The sequence below is a fragment of the Halioglobus sp. Uisw_031 genome (genome assembly GCF_047729875.1).
GTDB lineage: Bacteria > Pseudomonadota > Gammaproteobacteria > Pseudomonadales > Halieaceae > Marimicrobium.
On the sequence record NZ_CP159826.1, the window covers coordinates 2,835,493 to 2,857,383 of the forward strand.

At 51.7% G+C, this 21,891-nt stretch carries 16 protein-coding genes; 11 read left to right on the forward strand and 5 right to left on the reverse strand.

What is annotated here, in order from left to right:
- Positions 1 to 39: 39 nt before the first annotated feature.
- Both ABXT62_RS12875 and ABXT62_RS12880 read right to left on the reverse strand, forming a co-directional pair.
- On the reverse strand, positions 40 to 1,458 hold the full coding sequence (locus tag ABXT62_RS12875; RefSeq protein ID WP_415355681.1) for an amidase: 1,419 nt from the start codon (positions 1,456 to 1,458) through the stop codon (positions 40 to 42).
- Between the two features lie 515 nt (positions 1,459 to 1,973).
- On the reverse strand, positions 1,974 to 2,657 hold the full coding sequence (locus tag ABXT62_RS12880; RefSeq protein WP_415355682.1) for a type 1 glutamine amidotransferase domain-containing protein: 684 nt from the start codon (positions 2,655 to 2,657) through the stop codon (positions 1,974 to 1,976).
- A gap of 1,027 nt (positions 2,658 to 3,684) precedes the next feature.
- Between ABXT62_RS12880 and ABXT62_RS12885 the strand changes: the two genes are divergently transcribed.
- The 10 genes from ABXT62_RS12885 (at position 3,685) to ABXT62_RS12930 (ending at position 14,453) form a co-directional block, all read left to right on the forward strand.
- A complete protein-coding gene (locus tag ABXT62_RS12885; RefSeq protein WP_415355683.1) occupies positions 3,685 to 4,602 on the forward strand; it encodes a hypothetical protein in 918 nt (305 codons plus the stop codon).
- A gap of 377 nt (positions 4,603 to 4,979) precedes the next feature.
- Positions 4,980 to 5,498 (forward strand): MOSC domain-containing protein, encoded by a 519-nt coding sequence (locus ABXT62_RS12890; RefSeq protein ID WP_415355684.1) that lies wholly within the window; start codon positions 4,980 to 4,982, stop codon positions 5,496 to 5,498.
- Positions 5,499 to 5,616: 118 nt separating this feature from the next.
- Positions 5,617 to 6,537 carry a 3-keto-5-aminohexanoate cleavage protein gene (locus ABXT62_RS12895; protein WP_415355685.1) on the forward strand — a complete coding sequence of 307 codons (921 nt, stop codon included), beginning with the start codon at positions 5,617 to 5,619 and terminating at the stop codon, positions 6,535 to 6,537.
- A 124-nt stretch (positions 6,538 to 6,661) separates the two neighbouring features.
- Positions 6,662 to 6,760: a VPLPA-CTERM sorting domain-containing protein gene (locus tag ABXT62_RS12900; RefSeq protein WP_415355686.1), complete on the forward strand. Its 99-nt coding sequence runs from the start codon at positions 6,662 to 6,664 to the stop codon at positions 6,758 to 6,760.
- Positions 6,761 to 6,991: 231 nt separating this feature from the next.
- A complete protein-coding gene (locus ABXT62_RS12905; protein ID WP_415355687.1) occupies positions 6,992 to 9,286 on the forward strand; it encodes a TonB-dependent receptor in 2,295 nt (764 codons plus the stop codon).
- Positions 9,287 to 9,402: 116 nt separating this feature from the next.
- Complete coding sequence (locus ABXT62_RS12910; protein WP_415355688.1) at positions 9,403 to 11,124, forward strand: DUF1592 domain-containing protein; 1,722 nt, start codon at positions 9,403 to 9,405, stop codon at positions 11,122 to 11,124.
- Complete coding sequence (locus ABXT62_RS12915; protein WP_415355689.1) at positions 11,121 to 12,473, forward strand: DUF1552 domain-containing protein; 1,353 nt, start codon at positions 11,121 to 11,123, stop codon at positions 12,471 to 12,473. The genes ABXT62_RS12910 and ABXT62_RS12915 overlap by 4 nt, the downstream gene beginning before the upstream one ends.
- Positions 12,474 to 12,515: 42 nt before the next feature.
- Positions 12,516 to 13,661: a hypothetical protein gene (locus tag ABXT62_RS12920; RefSeq protein ID WP_415355690.1), complete on the forward strand. Its 1,146-nt coding sequence runs from the start codon at positions 12,516 to 12,518 to the stop codon at positions 13,659 to 13,661.
- Positions 13,658 to 13,972, forward strand: a complete 315-nt coding sequence (locus tag ABXT62_RS12925) for a high-potential iron-sulfur protein (RefSeq protein ID WP_415355691.1) — start codon at positions 13,658 to 13,660, stop codon at positions 13,970 to 13,972. The genes ABXT62_RS12920 and ABXT62_RS12925 overlap by 4 nt, the downstream gene beginning before the upstream one ends.
- A 4-nt stretch (positions 13,973 to 13,976) precedes the next feature.
- Positions 13,977 to 14,453 carry a hypothetical protein gene (locus ABXT62_RS12930; protein ID WP_415355692.1) on the forward strand — a complete coding sequence of 159 codons (477 nt, stop codon included), beginning with the start codon at positions 13,977 to 13,979 and terminating at the stop codon, positions 14,451 to 14,453.
- A 198-nt stretch (positions 14,454 to 14,651) separates the two neighbouring features.
- Here the strand turns inward: ABXT62_RS12930 and ABXT62_RS12935 are convergent, their stop codons facing one another.
- A complete protein-coding gene (locus tag ABXT62_RS12935; protein ID WP_415355693.1) occupies positions 14,652 to 17,825 on the reverse strand; it encodes an efflux RND transporter permease subunit in 3,174 nt (1,057 codons plus the stop codon).
- On the reverse strand, positions 17,822 to 18,934 hold the full coding sequence (locus tag ABXT62_RS12940) for an efflux RND transporter periplasmic adaptor subunit (RefSeq protein WP_415355694.1): 1,113 nt from the start codon (positions 18,932 to 18,934) through the stop codon (positions 17,822 to 17,824). Before ABXT62_RS12940 ends, ABXT62_RS12935 begins: the two co-directional genes overlap by 4 nt.
- A gap of 332 nt (positions 18,935 to 19,266) precedes the next feature.
- Between ABXT62_RS12940 and ABXT62_RS12945 the strand changes: the two genes are divergently transcribed.
- The gene (locus ABXT62_RS12945; RefSeq protein WP_415355695.1) at positions 19,267 to 20,691 is read left to right on the forward strand and encodes a trypsin-like peptidase domain-containing protein; all 1,425 of its coding nucleotides are present in this window, start codon (positions 19,267 to 19,269) and stop codon (positions 20,689 to 20,691) included.
- 225 nt (positions 20,692 to 20,916) lie between these two features.
- Here ABXT62_RS12945 and ABXT62_RS12950 read toward each other — a convergent pair whose 3' ends face one another.
- Complete coding sequence (locus tag ABXT62_RS12950; RefSeq protein ID WP_415355696.1) at positions 20,917 to 21,861, reverse strand: alpha-ketoglutarate-dependent dioxygenase AlkB family protein; 945 nt, start codon at positions 21,859 to 21,861, stop codon at positions 20,917 to 20,919.
- Positions 21,862 to 21,891 lie beyond the last annotated feature (30 nt).

A 21,891-nucleotide genomic window follows, 5' to 3' on the forward strand; every position in this document is an offset into this window, starting at 1 on the left:
TCGATTATACGGATATCAGTAGCTTAACTTGGCGGTACCCTACTCCCAAAGCTTTTTCCAAGGCTGCGCCTCTTCGAGTTGATAGGCCAGTTCAAGCAACAAGCGCTCTTTTCCGTGATTAGCATTAAACAACACGCCGATGGGGAGATTGGACTCACTATCATGGCCCAGTGGTAGAGATATCGACGGTCCGCCAGTTGCGTTGGCCAGTCCGGTAAAGCAGGCCCATGTCATCACGCGTGGAAACAAGGTCTCATAGTCGAGGCCTTCGCTTAGGTAGCCTATCTCAGGTGTCAGGTGACTCACGCAGGGAGTCATCACCACATCGATTTCAGTAAAGTTTCTCGCCCAATCACTATGAGCTTTGCGCAGGCGCCAATATGTCCCGGGGATCTTCAAAATTTTCTTCAGGAAATCGTTCGCTAAGCCATCGACAACCGGCGTCAACCGGGTGGAATCAAAACAGGGATCCAGTGATTTCCCGCCAGACTTCCTAGTTATATAGGCGCTCGCAGACCACATATTGACGAAGTCCATCCGCATGGACTCGGGCGCGGGAATAGGTATCAACTCCACTGTGTGGCCTAGCCCTTCCAGCAGCAACATTGTTTGCTCAATGGCCTTGCGGGTCGGTTGATCAATCTGTATACCGCCCAGGGATTCCGTTACCACAGCGATACGAAGCTTTTGCTTTATCGGCGAGGTAACCGAGCCGATAGGTTCAAGCTCGGGCTTGCGGTTGAGCCGTTCGATATGCTCATAAAAATGTGCGGTATCTCTTACGGAGCGACTTACGATTCCGTCCGTGGCAAACACTATCGGTTGTTTCGCAAGCATTCGCGACGGAATAATACGCCCCCTGCTTGGCTTGAGCCCCACCAGTCCACAGCTGCCTGCGGGTATCCTGATGGAACCGCCCCCGTCCGCTGCGTGAGCAATAGGGACCACCCCTGCCGCAACCAATGCCGCAGAGCCAGACGAGGAACCGCCAACACCGTGGCCGGTGTTCCAGGGGTTACGCGTTGGTTCACCGAGTCCCTCGGCCGGCTCCGCCGAACAAATCAAACCGAACTCGGGCATGGTTGTTTTACCTAACGGCACAAAGCCCAGGTCTATCATTTGCTGTACAACAGGATCATTTCTTGTCGCCGCTTGCGCGCCCTCATAGGCTGCTGAGCCATACCGGGTCGGCAAACCAATCAGGTCGTTCATGTCTTTAATAAACGTAGGCACTCCGGCAAAAGGCCCACTAGAATCACCGCCAGACCTCTCTAGCGATTGCTCAGAGCAGTGCTCCACGATAGCGTGAAGATGCGGATCGACCTGGTGCGCTCGCGCAATAGAGGCCTCCAATATCTCCGAGATCTGAAGTTCACCACTCTCGACCAGTGCTGCAAGTGCTACAGCATCGTGATCTCCCAGCGTGTCATCGCAAAATCCATGAATCGCTTTTGGCATATTCTTCCTCCGAACAACCTAGGGTGTGGTTCAATTTCGGCTCACGCTCTTCAAGGGTGGTCACATCATAGTAGCCCATCCTAGACGTTAGAGTATGACGACATTTTTCGCTTGTCGCTGTTCTTTATTCATCCTAACCTATTACGGAATGTTTGCGCCTGAAGCCACCGCTACCTGACATAAACGTAGGGCGACGACTGATGACACTAGGCGGCCGGGCGCCTTACTCGACTTGACCCAAAAACACTCTACAGCCCTCCATCAGCAGGGACGCTACTAGAACAAGCGTGGCACGGACTACTGCGGACTCTCGCTCAGGAATGGGCGGATATAAATTGTGCGATCACCTCAGCGAACGCCTTTTCAAGGCTGCGAGCCCAAATCGTAACACCTCTCAGACGGCCTGTAATGCGCTCTAAGCGACGATAATCTCTAGACCTTGGGCTGATGCTTCGATAACCTTAGGGCATAGGGGATCTAAAATCTAGCTGCCGCAGTGCGGGGACAGCGTCTCCCTAGTTCCGGTTGACTGTCTCTAGCAACGCTTCGGCAACCGCAGTTGAGGAGCCAGGGTTCTGGCCGGTAATAACCAAACCATCGACGACTGCCAATGAGTTCCAATCTTCGGTCTTTTGGTACAAGCCACCCATTGCCACAAGCTCATCTTCGAGCAAATAGGGAACCACCGCGGTCAGCTCCACCGCGGCCTCTTCGCTATTACTAAAGCCAGTGACACTTTTACCCATAACCAGTGGATCACCATTAGCAGCTTTGGCTTTGAGTAACACAGCAGGCGCGTGGCACACCGCAGCTACCGGCTTGCCTGCGGCAATAAATCCCTCAATCAGAGCAATCGAGTCAGGGTCACTGTGCAGGTCCCAAAGCGGGCCATGGCCACCAGGGTAAAATACCCCATCAAAATCTTCCACGTTCATTGTCGACAATTTGACTGTAGTCCCTAGGGCGGTTTTAGCGGCCTGATCATCTTCGAATCGATGTGTCGCGTCGGTTAGGAAACCCGGCTCGCTGCTCTTGGGGTCGAGGGGCGGTTGACCGCCTAGGGGTGAAGCCAGAGTGACTGTCGCGCCGGCATCTAATAGAGCGTAATAGGGGCTGGCAAATTCTTCCAGCCAAAAGCCCGTTTTATGGCCAGTGTCACCCAATTGATCATGTGACGTTAAAACAATTAATAGGTTCATTGGAGAGATCCTTTTGGGTGATTGAATGTTCAATTTATTGATTCTGAAACGTGGCAGAGTTTACAGGACATCCGGGACATCATCGATAGCATCCTGGCTCATCTACGCGAAAAGGAACAAGGCCGCCCTACCCTATCGCACCTGGTGCCAACTTCCCAAGCACCCCTGGGCCATTACTTCTTTTCGCAGGACGCGAATCCACAGCCCCAGATCAGCAAGGACGCTACTGAAAAACGTGTGGCACGGACGGTTGCATGCTCTCGTTCAGGAATGAACAAATGTGAATTGTGCGAGCACCTCACCCATCACCGTCTCAGGGCTGACTAACAGCGTAAGTTATAACTGTTCTGTGACAGCAACGAACGCTGCAGGAACGAGTACGCCAGCGGCAAGCAGCCCTCCGATTACACCTGAGTATATTCCAGTGAGGCTGCCGATTTGGTTGTTGTATGAGGCGAGTAAATAGATATCGGCGCCGATAGTAGACAGCGTGACGTTATAGAAACCTAAGTAGGGTTTTCCCTACTTCGCGGGCAAAGATTAAGCTTCATTATCAGGTGAGTGAACATCTGTAGCCATATCAAGCAAACGGCTATACTTAATAAAGTAATAAATAAAAGGATGCAACCATGATACACGCATTGATCACTAAGACACTGTCTATTCTTTGAATGGCTGAAGTCATTAGACAGTCGTTCGCCAGGTAGCTTAAAGGACTCTAACTCTTAAGCTGACTACCCCCCCAGTTAAAGCAAAAGGGGCGGTCGCCCCTCACCCTACCCTCCCCTGCCTATGCATGTTAGGGTATGGCGTCATTAAACCACTGCAACTTCAGGACTCATTTCCTTCCTAACGACCGAGTCGGGGATTTAGTTAGCACGCAGGATGTTATACATCCAGCACCGATAGCGGTTACAGATGATGGCAGTCGCGGAGCCTATATAGCTTTGCGCCCACCCAAGGTGCTGCGGGAAATAAAGTGGAGGCTACTGCCTAGTCTCAGTAAAAATAAATGAAAGGAATCAATATGAACACAGGCACCAAGACACTCTTTATTTTCTTCGTCGCTCTCCTAATGACAGGCTGCAAATTTGCTTTGCTGGTCACGGCAAACGGTGATGTTTCGTCAAGCTCTGGCACACGGGATTGCGCAGGTGGCAGCATCTGTGAATTCGACGTGACTGCTGCGGGCTTTATCGAAACGTTTACCGCCACCGCTAGACCAGGGTACGAATTTTCCAAATGGCAGGCTGGGGACTACTACCAATGTGCCGACTCTGAGAATCCCGTCTGTACCGTTTCCAATGGCCCGGCCTCTGATGACCCTTTATTTGAAAGCATCCGCAATTCTATCTTGGATACTGGAATATACTTCTATGCAAAGCCTCTTTTTACCTTCGTAGGCATTGATACAGATGATGATGGCATTAAGGATCATCTAGACGTGGATGATGACAATGACGGAATATTCGACGTAGATGATCCCTGCCCGCTCAACCCAGACTTGTCCTGCGGCCTAGACACCATCGCCGTTGATGGGAAAATCTGGTATCAGCCCGATTTGTTTATTGGTGTTGCGTACCAGGAGATTGCTGACGTCTGCGAAAGTGGAATCTGCAACGGGCCCTTGAACGGCCATGATATGACTGGATGGACTTGGGCCAGTGGTTCAGACGTCGATGCGCTAATGGCGTATTATGAGACCATCAATGACCAAGAATGTGCACTGCACTCGTTCTTCGCTGATGGCTGGCGGGAGACCAACAGCGTTGTCGCCTATTTTAACCTTACATTTCCCCTCACTGGAATGACCTCTGGCCCTTCCGAGCTTTACTATATGGATCCGGGATGCTATTTCAACACGCAGACCTTTGTTTCAGTCGCGTGGATGGGTGAAGCCGGAATCCCCACTCAGATGGGCGGATTTTTCTACCGCACACCCTAGAGGCTAAATTTAGCAAGAGCGCACCGCCTGGTTTCTTTAGCATTCGGCGACAGGTGGTGACGTTTATCGCTACGGCGGCATAGGCCGTTCGGTATCCTGACGACTCGGTGGATATGATACGGGGTAGCGGGCTTTGAACGGGGGTATATCTGGGGGTATATGCACATCTATTATTTATATAATTTTTTAATGTCAATAAGTTAAGGCAGTAATTCAGTTGGCACCGCTCCAATTTGAAGTAATGCAAGGTCACCTGAAGTAATCAATATATAATACAAACAGTAGTTCATCATAGCGTTAGAGTTTTTAGAGCATCCGACTAGGCGAGCGCGTCTCTCCGGCGTGACAATTATTCATAGATGATACATAGACAGACAATGACTAAGCGAAGCAACCCACTCGACAAAATTGCACGTGATCTACCTCCTGGAACCTTGACCTGGATCGGTCTACGTTCGGAGCGACGCGGTCAGGTGACGCCCGTTGAACGAGCAAAGGCAATAGCAGCCAAAGGTCTGGAGGGTGATCATAGAATGGACAAGACGCCTGGCTCTGCACGGCAGGTTACGCTGATATCGGAAGAGTTCATGCAGCAGATCGCCCACTTCACCGGACTCAGCACCATCGATCCTGTCTTACTGCGCCGCAATCTTGTGGTCAGCGGGATTAATCTCAACGCACTAAGACACCAGCGCTTCCAGATTGGCGAGGCCGTCTTTGAAGCTACCGCTTTATGCCACCCCTGTTCACGCATGGACGCGGCACTGGGCAAGGGTGGCGTAGCAGCGATGATTGGTCACGGCGGTCTGTGTGCAAGAATTCTCAATACAGGTTACATTACCGTTGGTGATCGACTTGAGGTCCGACCAAAGGGTGAGAACCTGGAGCTATTCTAGATCGCGATTTGTGTTGTTGGGGTCGCAGCAAAAACTCAAGGGCGTAGGCACCGTTGTTCAGTCCGATGTTTCGCGTTTTTACTTTGACCCCAAATGTCCTCACCACTAGGTTATATTGATGAACACTACATCTGTTACTGGAATCCCCCTAATTATCGAAGCCTCGTTAAACGGCTCAGCTAATAAAGACCTGAACCCAAACGTCCCTTATAGCGATGACGAAATCGTTAACGATGCCATGGCTTGCATGGACGCAGGTGCAGCCTTAATTCATAATCATACATCCGAATCTATTTTCGGTGGCACCGGCAAGTTAAACGCTGAACTATACGCCAAGCCTTGGCGCACCCTGTTATCAAAGCGGCCGGACGCCATCTTGACCCCAACAATGCCCGTTGGCCAAGAGGGCGTTCCTGTAGAAGCGCGTTATAGCCATATAACAACCATGGCCGAAGAAGGATTATTAGCGCAAGGCTTGTGTGACCCTGGTACGTTTAATCTTTCAATAGCAGGCGAAGACGGCTTATTTATAGGCACTGACTCGTTGTATCGTAACGACATGAACGACTCAATTTATTACGTTGAAACATGCCGTGAGCTGGGCATTGGCATAAGCGCTTCTATCTTCGAACCGAGCTTTCTTAAATTTATTTTGGCTTACTACCGCGCTGGTAAATTACCCACAGGCACCATGGTAAAATTTTATTTTGGTGCAGATAATTTGCCTTTTGGTATGCCGCCCACACCGGCCAGCTTAAACGCTTATCTCGGCATGATGGGGGATTGCGACTTACCTTGGCTAGTCTCTAGCTTTGGTGACGACTGTGCTCGGTGTGGCATCGCCGAAGAAGCGATTCGTCTAGGGGGCCATGTACAAGTTGGGTTAGAACCCTACGGTGGCAACCGTACCCCTTCTAATGTTGAATTAGTAACAGAAGTGGTTGCGCTAGCTAAAAAATACGACAGACCGATTGCGACGCCAGCTATGGCGGCTGAAATTTTAGCCTTGCCGAGTTATCCCGTTAGGTATGTGGGCTAGGCCAGTATTGGCGCCGGTAGCAGTGCCAAGCCACCAGCCTGGCTGCTTGTATCGCTCATTCTAGGTTGAGTCATGGCAACACCCAAAAAAGGTATTGCTCATTAACTTCTGTGGATGGATAAAATTGAGTGCCTACGTTCACGCCACTCCCCTCCCCGCTGCCGCATGGCTGTTAGGCTCAGCATTGTTGGCCCTTGCTGGAATCAAGCGTAAGAAAGCGTAAGCTCGCACCTCAGCCGAGCGTCATACCGCAATGACCTGGGCCCAGCGGCTCAAGCGAGTATTCAATAATTGAACCTTAGCGCCGACGCCGCAGACAGCCGTCTGCAGGCTAGTAACTTCCGGGCAAAAGTCTGCCCCGTTGGCTCTTTTATCTCGTCTTTAACTCCCAAGCATTGTTGACCTCAGACCCATTTCGGGACTATGTTATGCCCATAACTATAAAGGTGAGCACATGTTTAAGGCAATATTACCTGCAGCTTACATTGCAATATTTGCTGCCATTTCCGTGCCGCTCCGTGCCCAGACGGATGTGCAGAACCCGGTACCTGTGGTTCTCGAGGAGGTTCTGGTCACTGCGCAGAAGCGCACCCAAATTCTTCAGGACGTTCCTATTTCAATCAGTGTGGCAACCGCTCAAGACATCGCGGACATCAACGCATTCTCTTTTACTGATCTGGTGCAGCTTACACCAGGCGTTTCAATCTTCCCCGGCATTCAATCGGCATCAATCCGATTACGCGGGGTAGGCCCTGGATTTTTCTCAGTAGGCTCACCACAAAGCGTCGTGGTCTTTGTGGACCAATTCGCACAATCACAAATCGGTACCGTGTTTTCGACATTGGTTGATCTGGAGCGACTGGAGTTGCTGCGTGGACCACAAGGCACGCTCTATGGCATCAACGCGCCTGGCGGGGCCTACAATATCATTACCCGGTCGCCCAGCATGGAGGGCACGGAAGGCTATCTGGAGGCAACTTACAGTCAATATGATTCCTCTGATTTGGCGGCTACAGATTTGCGCGGTGCGGTGAATATTCCTCTGGTCGATGACCAACTTGCGCTGCGCCTGGCGGGGGTGTATCGCGATGACGACGGTTATATTGAGAACGTTAACCCGATCTCGCCAGACAAGACCAGTGGCGGCAACGACACAAAAGCCGTGCGTGCAAAATTGCGCTGGCTCATGAGCGACACCATGCAGTTAGATACGATCGCCAACTATCAGGATCTCTCCCAGTATGTTTCCTCATTTAACTATCAAGGCGAAATACCTGGAACCGGCGGTGATACCGGCATTCCAGCAGAGTACGGAAAGTTTAAAGACCGAAAAGATTACGGTGAATTCGTCGGCAAGGTCGATGGTAATATCAAGGACATCAGTATCCATTGGTCTTGGGAAGCGGGCTTCAGTGACGTCGACTTCCTAGCAATGCATCAGCGGTTCGACAACAGTTCCAACGAAAACCGAAAGCCTTTTCCTAACTCCAATGAAATCTTCAACATCGACCTAGACTATAAGATCACCACGTATGAACTGCGATTCTCAGATGTTATCGGCGACCTTAGCTATGTGACTGGCCTTTATCACTTCACTCGCCCCGCAGACGGCGTGTTCAACGTCGTGGTGACAGACACAGAAGTGATTGGGGACTCGAGCAGCGAAGATACGGGTAACGCCGTTTACGGAAATATTAGCTACGCCTTTACCGAGGACTGGGAGCTGGGATTGGGCGCCCGCTATGACGATATCGAAACGACCATGGAAGGCGACATTCGCTTTCTGGAGTACATTGCCCTCGTCGACGATAAACTGGATTTCGATCACCTCTCATGGAGTGTGAAGCTCAGCCACTACTACAGCGACAACCTCACGTTTTATGCCTCTGCGGACAATGCGTTTAAGCAGGGAGGGTTCAATCCGCTAGTGCCTGGCGTATTCGCACTGTCCGAATTCTTTCCGGAAATCGCAGCCTTCGGACGCGAGGTCGCAGCCTTTGAAGAAGAGATCTCAGATTCCTATGAAATCGGAGTAAAAGGACTGTTATTGGACAATCATCTACGGTTTACGCTTGCCTTGTTCTACCAAGAGTTCAAGAATCATCAGATCGGCTTTCCTGGCGAGGTGCCCGCACTGACCCCCCTAGGTGGCCTGTTCAACAACCAACTCGGTAATGCCGATGAAGTGCTTACGCGCGGGGTCGAGTTCGACGTTACCTATGTATTTGCCCAGCACTGGGAGGCCGCCTTACGCGGTGCCTACTCCGACCCTACCATTGAAGATTGGAACCGTCGCCTATGCGAGTCGGGTGAGGAACCAGCACTTTTACCCGGCCAGACGCCTTTCCCAGACCAATTATTCTGTCCCAGGAACGGTAAGCCGCTCAACGCTTTGCCCCGCTGGCAGACAAACTTTCAACTCGCCTATGAACACGACCTGGGCAGCAACTGGAATCTTGCCACGCGCCTGAACTGGACCTGGCAATCCAAACCAGCACGGCAAACGCTGGCAGAGAGCAACAAGCCCGACATACCCAGCGTCAGCCGCTTTGACGAGAACAAGAGCCGCTTTGACGTGTCAGTGGTCTTTTTTGAGCCCAACCTAGGGGTAGAATTAAAGCTCTGGGCAAAAAATTTGACCAACGAAGACCTCAATATCAATCCTGTCCAATTCGAGGACACACAGACTCTACAAGGTATGCAGTATCCGGGGCGTGAATTTGGCTTCACCGCTATTTATACCTTTTAAAAACAGAATAACGTCTAGGGCCTCATTAAAAAAACGTAATAGTGCAATCGGCGACCAGATAGTACTCTAATGCTTAGGCATATCGCAGATTGCAGTCGCAAGACCAAAGGAAAGACATGAGATACATGTCCAGAGTATTGATCGGTGCCAGCGTCTTACTGTTGTTCGGTTGCAGCAATCCCGACCCCAGTGCAACTGGCGGCCCGCTGGCGATGCGGCGCCTCACAGGCGAACAATATCGAAACGCCATTGAAGACACCTTTGGTAGTCAGATTGAGGTGGCCGGCCGTTTCGAACCCGACAATCGTCAAGAGGGCCTCAACGCACTTGGGGCCTCACGGGTCTCAGTCACGCGCAGTGGATTCGAGCAGTACGAAGCCATGGCGCGCAGCATTGCTGCTCAGGCCACTTCTCCTGAACTGCGTGTGGACATCCTTCCGTGCGAACCCCAGTCAGCAACTGCACCCGATCACGCCTGTATAACTCAAACAATCAGCGAGCTTGGTCGCATACTGCTGCGTCGCCCACTGACAGAGGAAGATATTGGGCTTCGCGCTCAGGTAGCCTCTCGCGTTGCAGAAGAGCAGCAAGACTATTATGCAGGCCTGCAACTCGCCCTCGCCAGTCTGATGGTAGCGCCTGATTTTCTGTTTAGAGTTGAAGTAGCCGAGCCCGCCCCGCTGCCAGATCAACCGGACAGGTTGCAGCTCACGAATCTGAGCCTAGCAAGCAAGCTCAGTTACTTCTTGTGGAATCGCGGCCCCGACGAAACACTTTTGGCAGCGGCTGAACGCGGTGAGCTGTCTAAGCCAGAGGGGCTGGCACGCGAAGTCAATCGTATGGTGGCCTCTGAACACATTGCCACTGGCATCAGCGCGTTTTTTGAAGATGTGTTTGTGTTTGATCAGTTTGACGCTTTGAGCAAGGATGTTGCCCAATATCCATTATTTAATAACCGAATGGCCGCTGACGCGCGCGAACAAACCCTGCGTTTTGTTGTCGATCAACTGGTAACACAAGAAGCGGACTACCGTACCCTGTTCACATCAAATCAAATACCGATGACTCGGTCACTGGGCCCGATTTATGGGATACCGGTGCGGGCAGTAGATGGCTGGGAAAGAGCCACACTCCCCGCCAATCAATCCCGCAGCGGGCTGCTGTCGCATGCGAGCTTCGCTATGCTGCACTCTCATCCAGGCCGCAGTTCACCCACTCTGCGTGGCGTATTCATGCGGGAGGCGTTGCTATGTCAAACCGTTCCTGAAGCTCCAGCGGATATCGATTTCACCCAATTTACGCAAGATGTGGCAGCGGTGCATAACACAGCGCGCGATCGCCTGGCGATGCATGCCACTGCGGCCAGCTGCCGCAAGTGCCACGCGCTTACAGATCCCATTGGTCTCGGTTTAGAAAGCTTCGACGGCATCGGCAAGTTCCGACTGGCAGAAAACGAATCAACTATCGACACCAGCGGCGATTTCGACGGTGCTGCTTTTTCCAATGCCGCAGAGTTAGGGCAGGCGTTTGCTGAAAGCCCGTTAGTGAGCGCTTGTCTGGTCGAGAACCTCTATCGCTATGCCGTGGGCAGAAAACATACCAACGGCGAGCGCCGCCTGCTGCGTTATCTGGAGGATACCTTTGCTGGCCAGGGTTATCGTGTGCCGGCATTGATGGGTGACATCGCCACCAGTGAAGCATTTCGCACTGCGACCGCACCGTCGCCTCAAGCGCCCAAGGCACAGACTGTCAAACAGCAAACTACGGACACTGACAGAACCGAATTTGATGATAAAGCTCACGTCTCCCTCATCATTAGCAAGAGTAAACCAACATGAAAAACAGTAAAAGCGGCGGCCTTAACCGGCGCACATTTCTGCGCGGTACACTCGGTGGTGCCGCCATTTCGGTCGGTCTACCCTTCCTCGATATTTTCCTTAACACCAATGGTAATGCTATGGCGGCAACCGGCGCACCATTGCCCCAACGTTTTGGTACCTGGTTTTTTGGCTGCGGCATGAACCCAGCGCGCTGGAATCCAAGCACTGAGGGACTTGATTGGGAGCTGTCGCCGGAATTACTACCCATTGCACCTATGCGTCATCGCATGAATATACTCAGTGGCTATAGCGTACTCCTTGACGGCGAGGCCAATCAGGTGCATCGCACGGGTGTGTTCGGCGCACTGTGCGGCGGCGCTCCCAAAACGGCAGACACCGTGACAGGCCCAACTCTCGACGTGCTGATATCGGACGCGATCGGCACCCGCACTCGCTTCAGATCTTTGGAAATGGCAGCGACAGGAAATCCTCGCCACAGTAACAGCCTACGCGATGTCAGCAGCGTCAATCCTGCGGAACCGAGCGCGCTGGGATTTTATACCCGCATCTTTGGTCCTGGATTCTCAGACCCTAACGCCAAAGATTTCTCTCCCGACCCCAGCGTACTGCTGCGCAAAAGTGCGCTGTCCATTGTGACAGAAGACCGCAAGCGTCTAGAGCGCCAGCTCGGATACAGCGACCGCGCTCGTCTTGATCAGTACTTCACTGCGCTACGCCAGCTCGAACAGCAATTAGAGTTGCAACTACAACAGCCGCCGCCGCTGCAAGCGTGCAGCACACCCCAAGCACCGGTTGATCTGCCACGCGACACCGAAATTGATAACGTAATGGCTAACCATGGACTGATGGCGCAAACTCTGGCACTGGCCTTAGCTTGCGATCAAACGCGCGTTTTCAACATGCAGTTTTCTGATCGTGCTTCTAGCCTCCGTATGCCCGGCAGCACTGATACCCACCACACGCTTACTCATGAGGAACCACGCGATGCAGTGTTAGGCTACCAACCTAATGCAACCGCTTTCGTACTCAAGAGCATGGAGGCGTGGACGCAATTTTGTCAAACGCTGGATGCTGTGCCAGAGGGCGATGGCACATTACTGGACAATTGTCTGGTGATGGCGCACTCGGAAACCTCAGAGGCCAACACGCATAGCATAGTGGGCATGCCGTTTATGACAGCAGGCACTGCCGGTGGACGACTGCGCACCGGGTTGCACGTCAGCGGCGTGGGCGAATCGGTGAGCCGTGTGGGGCTTACAATGCAACAGGCAATGGGCCTCAATGTGGGCCAATGGGGTGCGGATCAAAATCAAACCGACCGCCCTATTTCAGACATCCTCGTTTGACAGAATCACAGACCGCAGCCCTATCATAAGAAGGAAGTGACAATGAAGAGCCTGATCACCACCGTTCTACTAATTCTGCTTGGCGCTTGCGGTGATAAGTCTGCCAGTGTAGCTCCGACGGACGCGATTATGGCTGCCGCCGCACAAGAACAGGTTCGCGGCTTTGTGTTTACCGAGTGGTCTTATGACATTCCCAAAGAAAACCCTGGCGAATGCCCCGAAGGCATGAACATCACCGATGAGGATTTCTTTTCTGAAGAATACGCTGAAGTTCGCGATGAAGTGAAGCGCCGTTACGAGGCAGGTGATCGTGAAGGCGCGCTAGGCCTGTTGCCCGCCGATGCCTGTAAGGACCCGTCAGTGTGGCCAGACCCAGGCCACATTCTTTTTGAGGGCGACGCTTCTGTCGCAGGACTGGACCTCGATGGTGAAAACACGCTCGCTAGCGGCGAAGGCCAATGTGCTCATGACGATTTTACCGGCGCTAACGGACAGACCGGCATCGATAACCAGCACTATCGCCTGATGGGTTGCGTCAAAGGCTATCGTCCTGACGGTCTATTCGATCGACTATTTGATAGTAATAATTCCATTTTAGAGAATGGCTATGCAACACTACTGGAAATAAAGTTGGTGGAAGGCACTCGCGATAAAGGCCTTGTAGAAGCTAAACTATTCACAAGCGCCGGCCCCATTACAAAAGATGCCAACGGCCACGTGGTACCAGACATGAGCCAGCTCGTGCATGCGGACACAATGTTTCACAGCGCGGCATTTCGAGGAGAAATCAAAGATGGGATATTCACGGCCGGACCGGTTGATGCCAAGCTGAAATTCAAAGTCCAGGCAATTGATAACTACTACTGGTTTCGCGACTTACAGATCCGAGCCGAAATGCTCGCCGATGGCAGCATGAAGGGCGTGTTAGCGGGGTACTGGGATATTGAGAATACGTTCAACTTTTTGACGGAAGTTTATATCGGACCTGTCCATCTTGGGCGCGCCGCGGCTAACAATATTGGCTATCAGTGCGCGGGCATCTACCATGCGTTGCCCCGGGTTGCTGACGGTCACCCCGACCCAGAGACGGGCCAATGTACTTCCATGTCGACTGTCATCAGGTTTGCCGCCGTGCCAGCCTTTATCATTATGCCCGAGACCAGCATGCAGGTTGCCCAGAAAAAGTGACAGAGCAAGCATTCACACGGCGCCAGCTATTGCAGCGTGGCGGCCTAATAGCCGCAGCGCCGCTATTGCATGCCTGCGATACCGCTGTCACCGCTCTTTGCGCAGACCCTGAGTTCCTCAGTCGAGGTGAGGAGCAAATGCGCAAAATACATCAATACTCTGAACGCTCTACCACAGCTGCTCAGGCCTGCAGTAGCTGCCAGTTCTTTAGCCCCGACGTCGGTGAAGGTCAAGAATGTGGCCATTGTGATATTTTAGACGGCGGGGTGAATCAGCAGGCACACTGCACCGCATGGGCCTTACGGAGCTGACCGCGTGGACTGGATGGACCTAATGGCGGACCCTGCCTACCGGCACGTGTTGCTAAATCACATTCCTGTCATCGGGTTGATTATCGCATGGTTGATATTAGCAGTTGGGCTGGTTTTGCGTCAGACCGTATTATTATTCACGGGTCTGACGTTAATTGCCATTACGGCTGGCATAAGTGTCCCTGTGGCGAATTACGGGGATGCAGCCTACCCCGCCGTTTATGACCTACTCAACGGACGCAGCCGAGACTGGCTGGACTACCACGCAGAACTTGCCGAGACCTGGCTGCCGCTGCTGTATGCAAACTCCGCGCTTGCCATCGCGGCAATCGCGATCGGCTGGGCCCGCGTGCGCTGGCTCCCATGGGTTTGTCTTGTGATTGCACTGATTACTCTAATCGCTATCGGCGGCGTCAGCATAGTGGCTAGCGCCGGAGGCAAGATACAGCACCCCGAATTCCGCATCAGTGAGCCACCGTAAACAGGTTCGAAACCGTGCCAGAATTTGCTTAGAAGCATCTTGCAGGTTTAAGAGATCAAGAGACGATTAATGGGTAGGCTTTTGACTCAGATGCTTCCACAGCAAGTACCCTTCAACCAAACCACCCAGCGACACTGGTCATGTTGTCTTTTAAGCCCGCCATAGCTTCTTCTTTGCTCTTACAGTACTACCTTATAGCTAGGTGTCGCCTCGGTGCTCTTTTTGTTCACGGTAAGAATGATATTTCTCTCGCACAGCGGTTGGTAAAGCCAGCAAGGCCGGCGTCGCAATCAGCGTCAAAATAGTCGCAAAGGTCAGTCCAAATACAATGGCCTGAGACAGAGGTGCCCAGAACATTGCCATCTGCCCATTCACAGTAATCGTGCGATTAATTAAATCAATCGACAGGCCGGCAGCCAATGGCAATAAACCAAAAACAGTGGTTACCGTCGTTAGCATCACCGGACGCAGCCGTCTCGATGTTGCACGCACAATGACAGAGCGAACATCTAACTCCGGATGCATCACACGCAAGCGGTTAAAGGTATCGATGAGCACAATATTATTGTTCACAACGATACCCGCCAACGCAACCACCCCCACGCCGGTTAACAGTGCACTAAACGGGTTACCCAAAATCAGCAGGCCCAGAAGGACCCCAGCCGTCGACATAATCACCGAAAGCAAAATTAATCCGCTCTGGTAAAAACTGTTAAATTGCGTCACCAGCAGCACAAACATTAGAATCAGCGAGAGAGAAAAAGCGACTCCCACAAAATCCATAGATTTAGCCTGCTCTTCGTTCGCACCTCGAAACCGTATTTCAAGGTTCGGATCAAATTCCTGCTGCGATAACCAAGCGTCAATTTTTTTGACCATAGCATCTGCCAACACACCCGAAACCACATCGGCTCTTATCCGTTCCACAGGTACAGAATCAATACGTTCGAGGGTATCAAGGCCAGGTCCGGGCTTCATTTGGACAAAGTTGGACATCGGGATCAGACCCTGCGCTGTACTAATACGCATTGTATCGAGAGCCTTGATACCACGTTCGTGCTCAGGATAGCGGACCCGAATATCAACCGCGTCATCGGCACCGTCGGGCCGGTATTCGCCTATTTTTACACCGTTAGTCACAAGCTGAACTGCGATGCCTGCAGAGGAAACATCGGCACCATAGATGCCAGCCTGCGCTCGATCCACTTCTATGCGCCACTCAATGGTTGGCAGAGCAGCCGTATCGTCGATGTATAACAACTCAGGCAGTGTGTCCATATAGGCACGAATCCGCGCCATTGCCGGTTCCAGTAGCGCACGATTGCGCGAAGCCAATTCTATCTGAATGGGCTTTCCCACGGGCGGCCCCTGCTCCAGCGGCAAAATTTCAATGGCAATACCGGGTAGAGATGAAACCCGTTGTCTAATCTCCAGTTCAATATCATCGGCTTTCATTTCACGGTCATTTTCGGCTAGCAGTTCGAGGAAAATAGCGCCAATACGATCTGAACTGCTGTTTGAGCCACCCCCTGAACGATTATTTCCCGGCAGAATAGTGCTAGAGTTAACGGATCTTATGCCCTTTATCTGCAGTATTTCTTGCTCAGCCTCCCACACCAACTGGTTAACCTCATCCGCTGAAAAGTTTCCTCTGCCGAGCACTGACACCTGAAAGTACTGGGCCTCGGCATCTGAAAAGAAAATAGTACCAGCGCCAAACTTGCCGTAGCTCCAAAAAGCAGTCAATAGCGCAAACGAAATAACGCCCAGCGTGCGTATTGGGCTAGCACAAACTCTGCTGAGAAACCGCGCATAACCTCCTGTCACCGTGGGTAACTGTGTTGGGTCTCCTGTCTCTAGCACATGGATCATTTTGACAGACTTTTTATCGTGCCCGCTGGGTCTGCCGAACAAAGTTCCCAGTACTGGACCGAACAACAAGGCATAGAGTAAAGAACCCAGCAACACACTAAACACCGTAACCGGTAAATAGCGCATAAACTGGCCGGACACTCCGGGCCAGAACATTAAGGGCGCAAATGCAGCAAGCGTAGTGGCCGTTGAGGCTATAACGGGCCAGAACATACGCTTGACCGCCTGCGAGTAAGCTTGCCTATGATCCATTCCATCAGACATCTTGCGATCTGCATATTCGGTAACGACAATTGCGCCATCGATTAACATACCTAGGCCCAACAGCATCCCGAACATCACCATAAAATTGAAGGTATATCCCAGCAAATAAACAACAGTGACAGCGAACAGCAGGGATACAGGAATGCCCATACCGACAATTACACCGCTTCTAAAGCCCATAGCAGCAACTACCAGCACCATGACCAGCGCGAGAGCCGTGATGATATTACCCTGAAGCTCCGTCACCTGAAGACTGGCAAACTCGGCCTGATTTTGCGAAGCAACCACCTCGATACCTGCTGGCATTTCTGCGCGCACACGGTCCACTAGTGCCAGCACACTGTGCACGGTTTCGACGACATTGGCGTTGCTTCGTTTGGTGACTTCTATGGATATGGCCTCACGGCCGTTAAATCTCGCATAGCTGGTGCGATCTTTAAAGGTTCTGCGCACACTCGCGACATCCTGCAACGTGACTACCGTGTCGCCAACCGTGCGGATAGGTAGGCCGCCAAGGTCACTCGCCTCTTCGACCACAGAAGGAATTTTTACCGAAAAACGGCCCTTACCCGTATCAATGCTACCGGCCGGTATCAGGCGATTATTACGCTGCAATCTGCTGATAAGTTCTTCACTGGAAATCTGGTAGGCCTGCAATGCTTCGGTATTGATCACAACCTCGAGCACCTCTTCCCGATTTCCTCTAAGATCGGCGGCCAACACATCAGCAATAGATTCAATTTCGTCGCGCAACTTGATCGCAGCCTCATAAACGCTGCGCTCGTCAACGCCCTCGCCGAGCAGATTAATTTGCACGATGGGAAAATCATCCACTGTCAATTCGCGCACGTACGGCTCTTCTGCTGTGCTGGGTATCTCTGCCCTGCCACGATCTACCGCCTCTCGAACATCCAATAGAGCCTCTGAAAGGTCATACTGCGCGTCAAACTCTACCAATAATGTGGCGCTTCCTTCTGACGCATTTGACGTGAGCTCCTTGACACCCTCAATTTTCCGCAATTCAATTTCCATGGGTTGAACCAGCAGACGCTCGGAATCTTCAGGAGAGATACCCTCGTGAATAATACCGACGACAAACAGGGGCAGCTCGATATGGGGATCGTTTGCGATAGGCAGCGCTGCCCTAGCTAACAGGCCACATAGGATAACCACCCCCATCATCAGCATGGTGGTGCGAGAGCGCTCTATCGCCGAGTCAATATAAGAAGTGATCACTCCGGGCTAGTCTCATCAGACGAAGGTGCGGGATAAACCGGGTCGACAGTCTCACCAGTCAGCACATACTCCTGTCCGACGGTAATCAGTTTTACGGTATCAGGCAGACCAGTGACCCATACGCCCTCGTTAGTGTCCTCAATAATTTGAACCTTGAAAAAATTCACCACGTTATTCTCTGCGATAGTGCGCACGCCTAATTCACCTGCATCATTTAACGTAAACAATGCCGGAGAAATCTTGTGAGCATACACTTCGCCTAACTGCATTTTCGCCGTGGTTGTGAGCCCCGAGCGCAAACTATAATCGCTGTTTTCAACCGTAATTTCGATTGGGTAAGTACGCGTCATAGGGTCACTTTGCTTCCCGATAAAGGTCAGCGTACCCACAATCTGTGCACCACTGCTGGTGGCGCCGACAACGCGGGTACCCACCTCCATATTGTCAACTTCGGCCTCCGTCACATCAGCACGCACTAGCATAGGGTCAAGGTCGATTAAGGTGGCACAAACCGCACCTGGCGTTGCGTAATCGCCCACGTTCATTTGCACGTTTTCAACTACGCCCCCGAAGGGGGCAACAACACGAGTTCTCGCCAAATTGAGCTGTTGCCGCCTTAATTGCACTTTAGCAGATTCCAGCTTTGCCTTTGCCTTGGCGATTGCCGTTTCGGACTGGAGGCCGCGCTGCTGGAGCTTGAGGCTGCCCTGATAAGAAATTTGAGCATCTTTAAGTGCGGCATCTGCCTCAGCAACTGCTGCGTCACGATCATCGATCGCCAACTGACAAAGCACGTCGCCAGACTCGACACGACTGCCTCGCTCTGCCGGTCGATTTATAACACTACCGGCTATTTCTGCCTTAACGTCTACACTGCGCTTACTGTCAGTTTTACCGCGCAAAACCAATATCCGAGCGCGTTTCTCTGCCTGCGACACTGCCGCTCGCACCGTTGCTCGCTTTTTATCCGTTTCCGGTTTGGCACGAAGTTGTTGCTCCGAAATTGCAGGCACGGGTTCACTGGCCGAATTATTGAAAATCAAGCCCGACATTAACCAGAGGAACAGCCCAGCAGAGATGAGCAACGCTATTATCAGATTTTTACGCATTAACCGACACCACAGAAATAAGATGTAAACCGTCAATTATAGCGACACACGGCGCTAAGTAACAGCTAAGTGCGCGACAATCGCGTCGCTTGCGCTAATGGAAAACCGGGGACAAGCGGAAAACTGGCGACAGACCACGGTTTCGTCAACCCACGATTCACCTTTCGCCAAAGACCGTCATCGTCTAATCGTGGTTCTCCCGCTAGGGCAGAGGAGACTCTGCACTCGTTGTGGTTGATCACCAGACATGTTCCTATAGTCACCATTGCAGTAGCCTGATAAAAAATCTACCGTTAAAAATACTGTGTCCATTGCTGTCGAGGCGTTCCTTTATGCACCACCGTCTACTCATCTGTCTATGCATCATTACTTTCAGCAGCAAGATCAGCGCCGCTGAAGACCTGCTGCGCTCTGTTGCCCAGGTTCGGATCACGGGCTACGAGGTTGAGTTCAAAAATCCCTGGCAAAGGGGATCGGGAAGCACCAGTTACGGGTCTGCCGTATTAATCAATGGTGACCGCTTGATCACCAATGCACATGTGATTGCCGAAGCGCTCAGAATTGAAGTGAAGCGCGGTGATTCCGACCGCTGGTATCAGGCGACGATTGACAAGGTCGGTGATGCGTCTGATCTTGCGTTACTGGTGGTAGCAGACAACAGTTTCTACAAAAGCAGCAAGCCGGTGACACTCGGCAAAAATATCCCGGTGGGCAGTGATGTCATGGTCGTGGGCTTTCCTGTCGGGGGCGACTCCATGTCTATCACAGGAGGCATTTTGTCGCGCACAGAAGTGACGCGCTACGCCTACTCGGGGATAAGCAATCTCACCTACCAGCTCGATGCTGCGATTAATTCAGGTAATAGCGGTGGACCCGTATTTCACAAGGGCAAGCTGATCGCTATTAGCACGCAGACACTGAGTCGGGCTGACAATATTGGTTATGCTATTCCCGTGCCTGTGATTAATCAGTTCCTCACCGATGTCATGGACGGCACTGCTGACGGCGTGCCAATATTGCCCTTTCACCAAGAAACCATTTTTAATGCTACGCAGCGAGATTTCTATGGCATGGGTTCTCGCAGCGGAGTAAGAGTGACACAGTCTGCCGGCCCTGTAGACAAGCGTTGTTTGGCCGACGGCGATATTATCGTATCTGTCGACGGTTTTCCTATTGGCCCAGACGGATTGATCCGCACAGGTACGGTGGGTTCTGTGCCAATTGATTATTTAGCGTCGCGCAAGCAAGTGGGTGACAGTTTGACGTTTGAGGTTGTCGCCAACGACGCAACTCGCCGTGTTTCCTGCGAGCTAACGTGGACTTGGCATGATATCTTCGCGGTAACACCTGTGACCTATAACTACCGCCCGGTGTGGATGCAGATAGGCGGGGTTGTGCTGATTGAGTTGACGGACGAAGTGTTTGAATTTCTCCATGCCGAAGACATCACGTTAGGAAGCGGCGTGGCTGACACGGAAGTTCAACTGCAGCCGGATACTGCGCAGAATCCCAGTCGACACCTGTTTGTCGTCAATGTATTACAGCATGATTTAAACGAAGGCTATGATGTGACAGGTTTGCTGCTTAACCGCATCAACGGCAAAGCCGTGCACAATATCAAACATCTGCAGGAATTACTCAACGGCAACGACTCACCGTGGGTTGAGCTGGGGTTCAATAACGACGACTCTATCGTCTTTAAAGCCACAGATCTGCCCGCGCTGGATAACCAGCTAACCCAAGAGTACGACTTTTAGTGCGCAGCCACTAATCGGAGGAAGAACACAAATGCGACACTCACAGGCGGCGACGCAGTTGGGGCTAAGACACCTAAAGCGCCTCAATTTTCAGCAGTTGGCCGTCAGCCGCCTTCCCAGACCAAGCTACATCAGAACGGGGCGGCAGACCTATCAGCGTCGGCACCGCTGTCACGACAGATAGCTTAATTGTCCCTGCCTGCACTGATACGCGACGCCGAGTCGCTATAACTTTATAACTCTAAACGTTAGGTTTATTCTATCGTGGTTTCGTTTGGTTCTCTTGGGCACTGAATGCTCCCAGAAATGTTGTAACTCGCCTCTCATGACTAACAATGTGCCATGCTTAACGGGGATGACGAGTTTTTCTGCGTTATCACGCCTCCTGAGCACAAAATCTCTAGCCTCTCCAAAGTTAACGGACCCTATAACGGGGTTTAGTCCTAACGACTTTTCGTCGTCAGCATGCCAACCCATATAGTCATTCCCATCCCTATACCAATTCATTAATACGCTGTTAAATTCCACATCGGCAACGTCGTTGATTTTGTCTTTTATAGTCAAAAGCCCGTTGTTCCATGGTTTGGGATGGAGCGTTAGCCCGGAATACGTGTATGGCTTATCACTATCGCCGTACCATGCGGAATAGCGCGGCAAATATGTTTCTTTGCCGTACATCATCAATTTGTCATGTTGCCATTCTATATTTTTAAACCTCACTTCAGAGAGTTGCTCCCGCTCCAACGCCCTCCAATCTGTTGCCCGCCAATCGTTAGTGTCGTTCTCTAAAAAATATTCAAGACTTCTATCGCTCTCTTTTGGGTCGAAAAAAGTCTCTGCATAGAACAGTTCACCATTAGGGATCGCTAGATCAAACCCTTGATAATTCTCGTTCCAACTTGATGAATAACCGGATGCACTCGGCAGGAAAAAGGGCAAATCTTTTTGCTGTAGGTCAGTGAATAGATCGTCTGTCATAGTGCTGCCTTGAATACATGCTGTACCACTTCCCATGGTTTTTAAACCGGGGAAGGCGCTCGGATTTGGAGTTTCCCCTGAAAACGATAAAATCTTGGTATGGCCTTCGAAAAAGCCTTCGAAATAGCACCTAACATTATCCAATTTATCCTTCTTCAGTGCACTCGAATCAGCAAGAAAATAAGGTGACATTCTAGTCGTGCGAAAAAAACGGACTGGCAG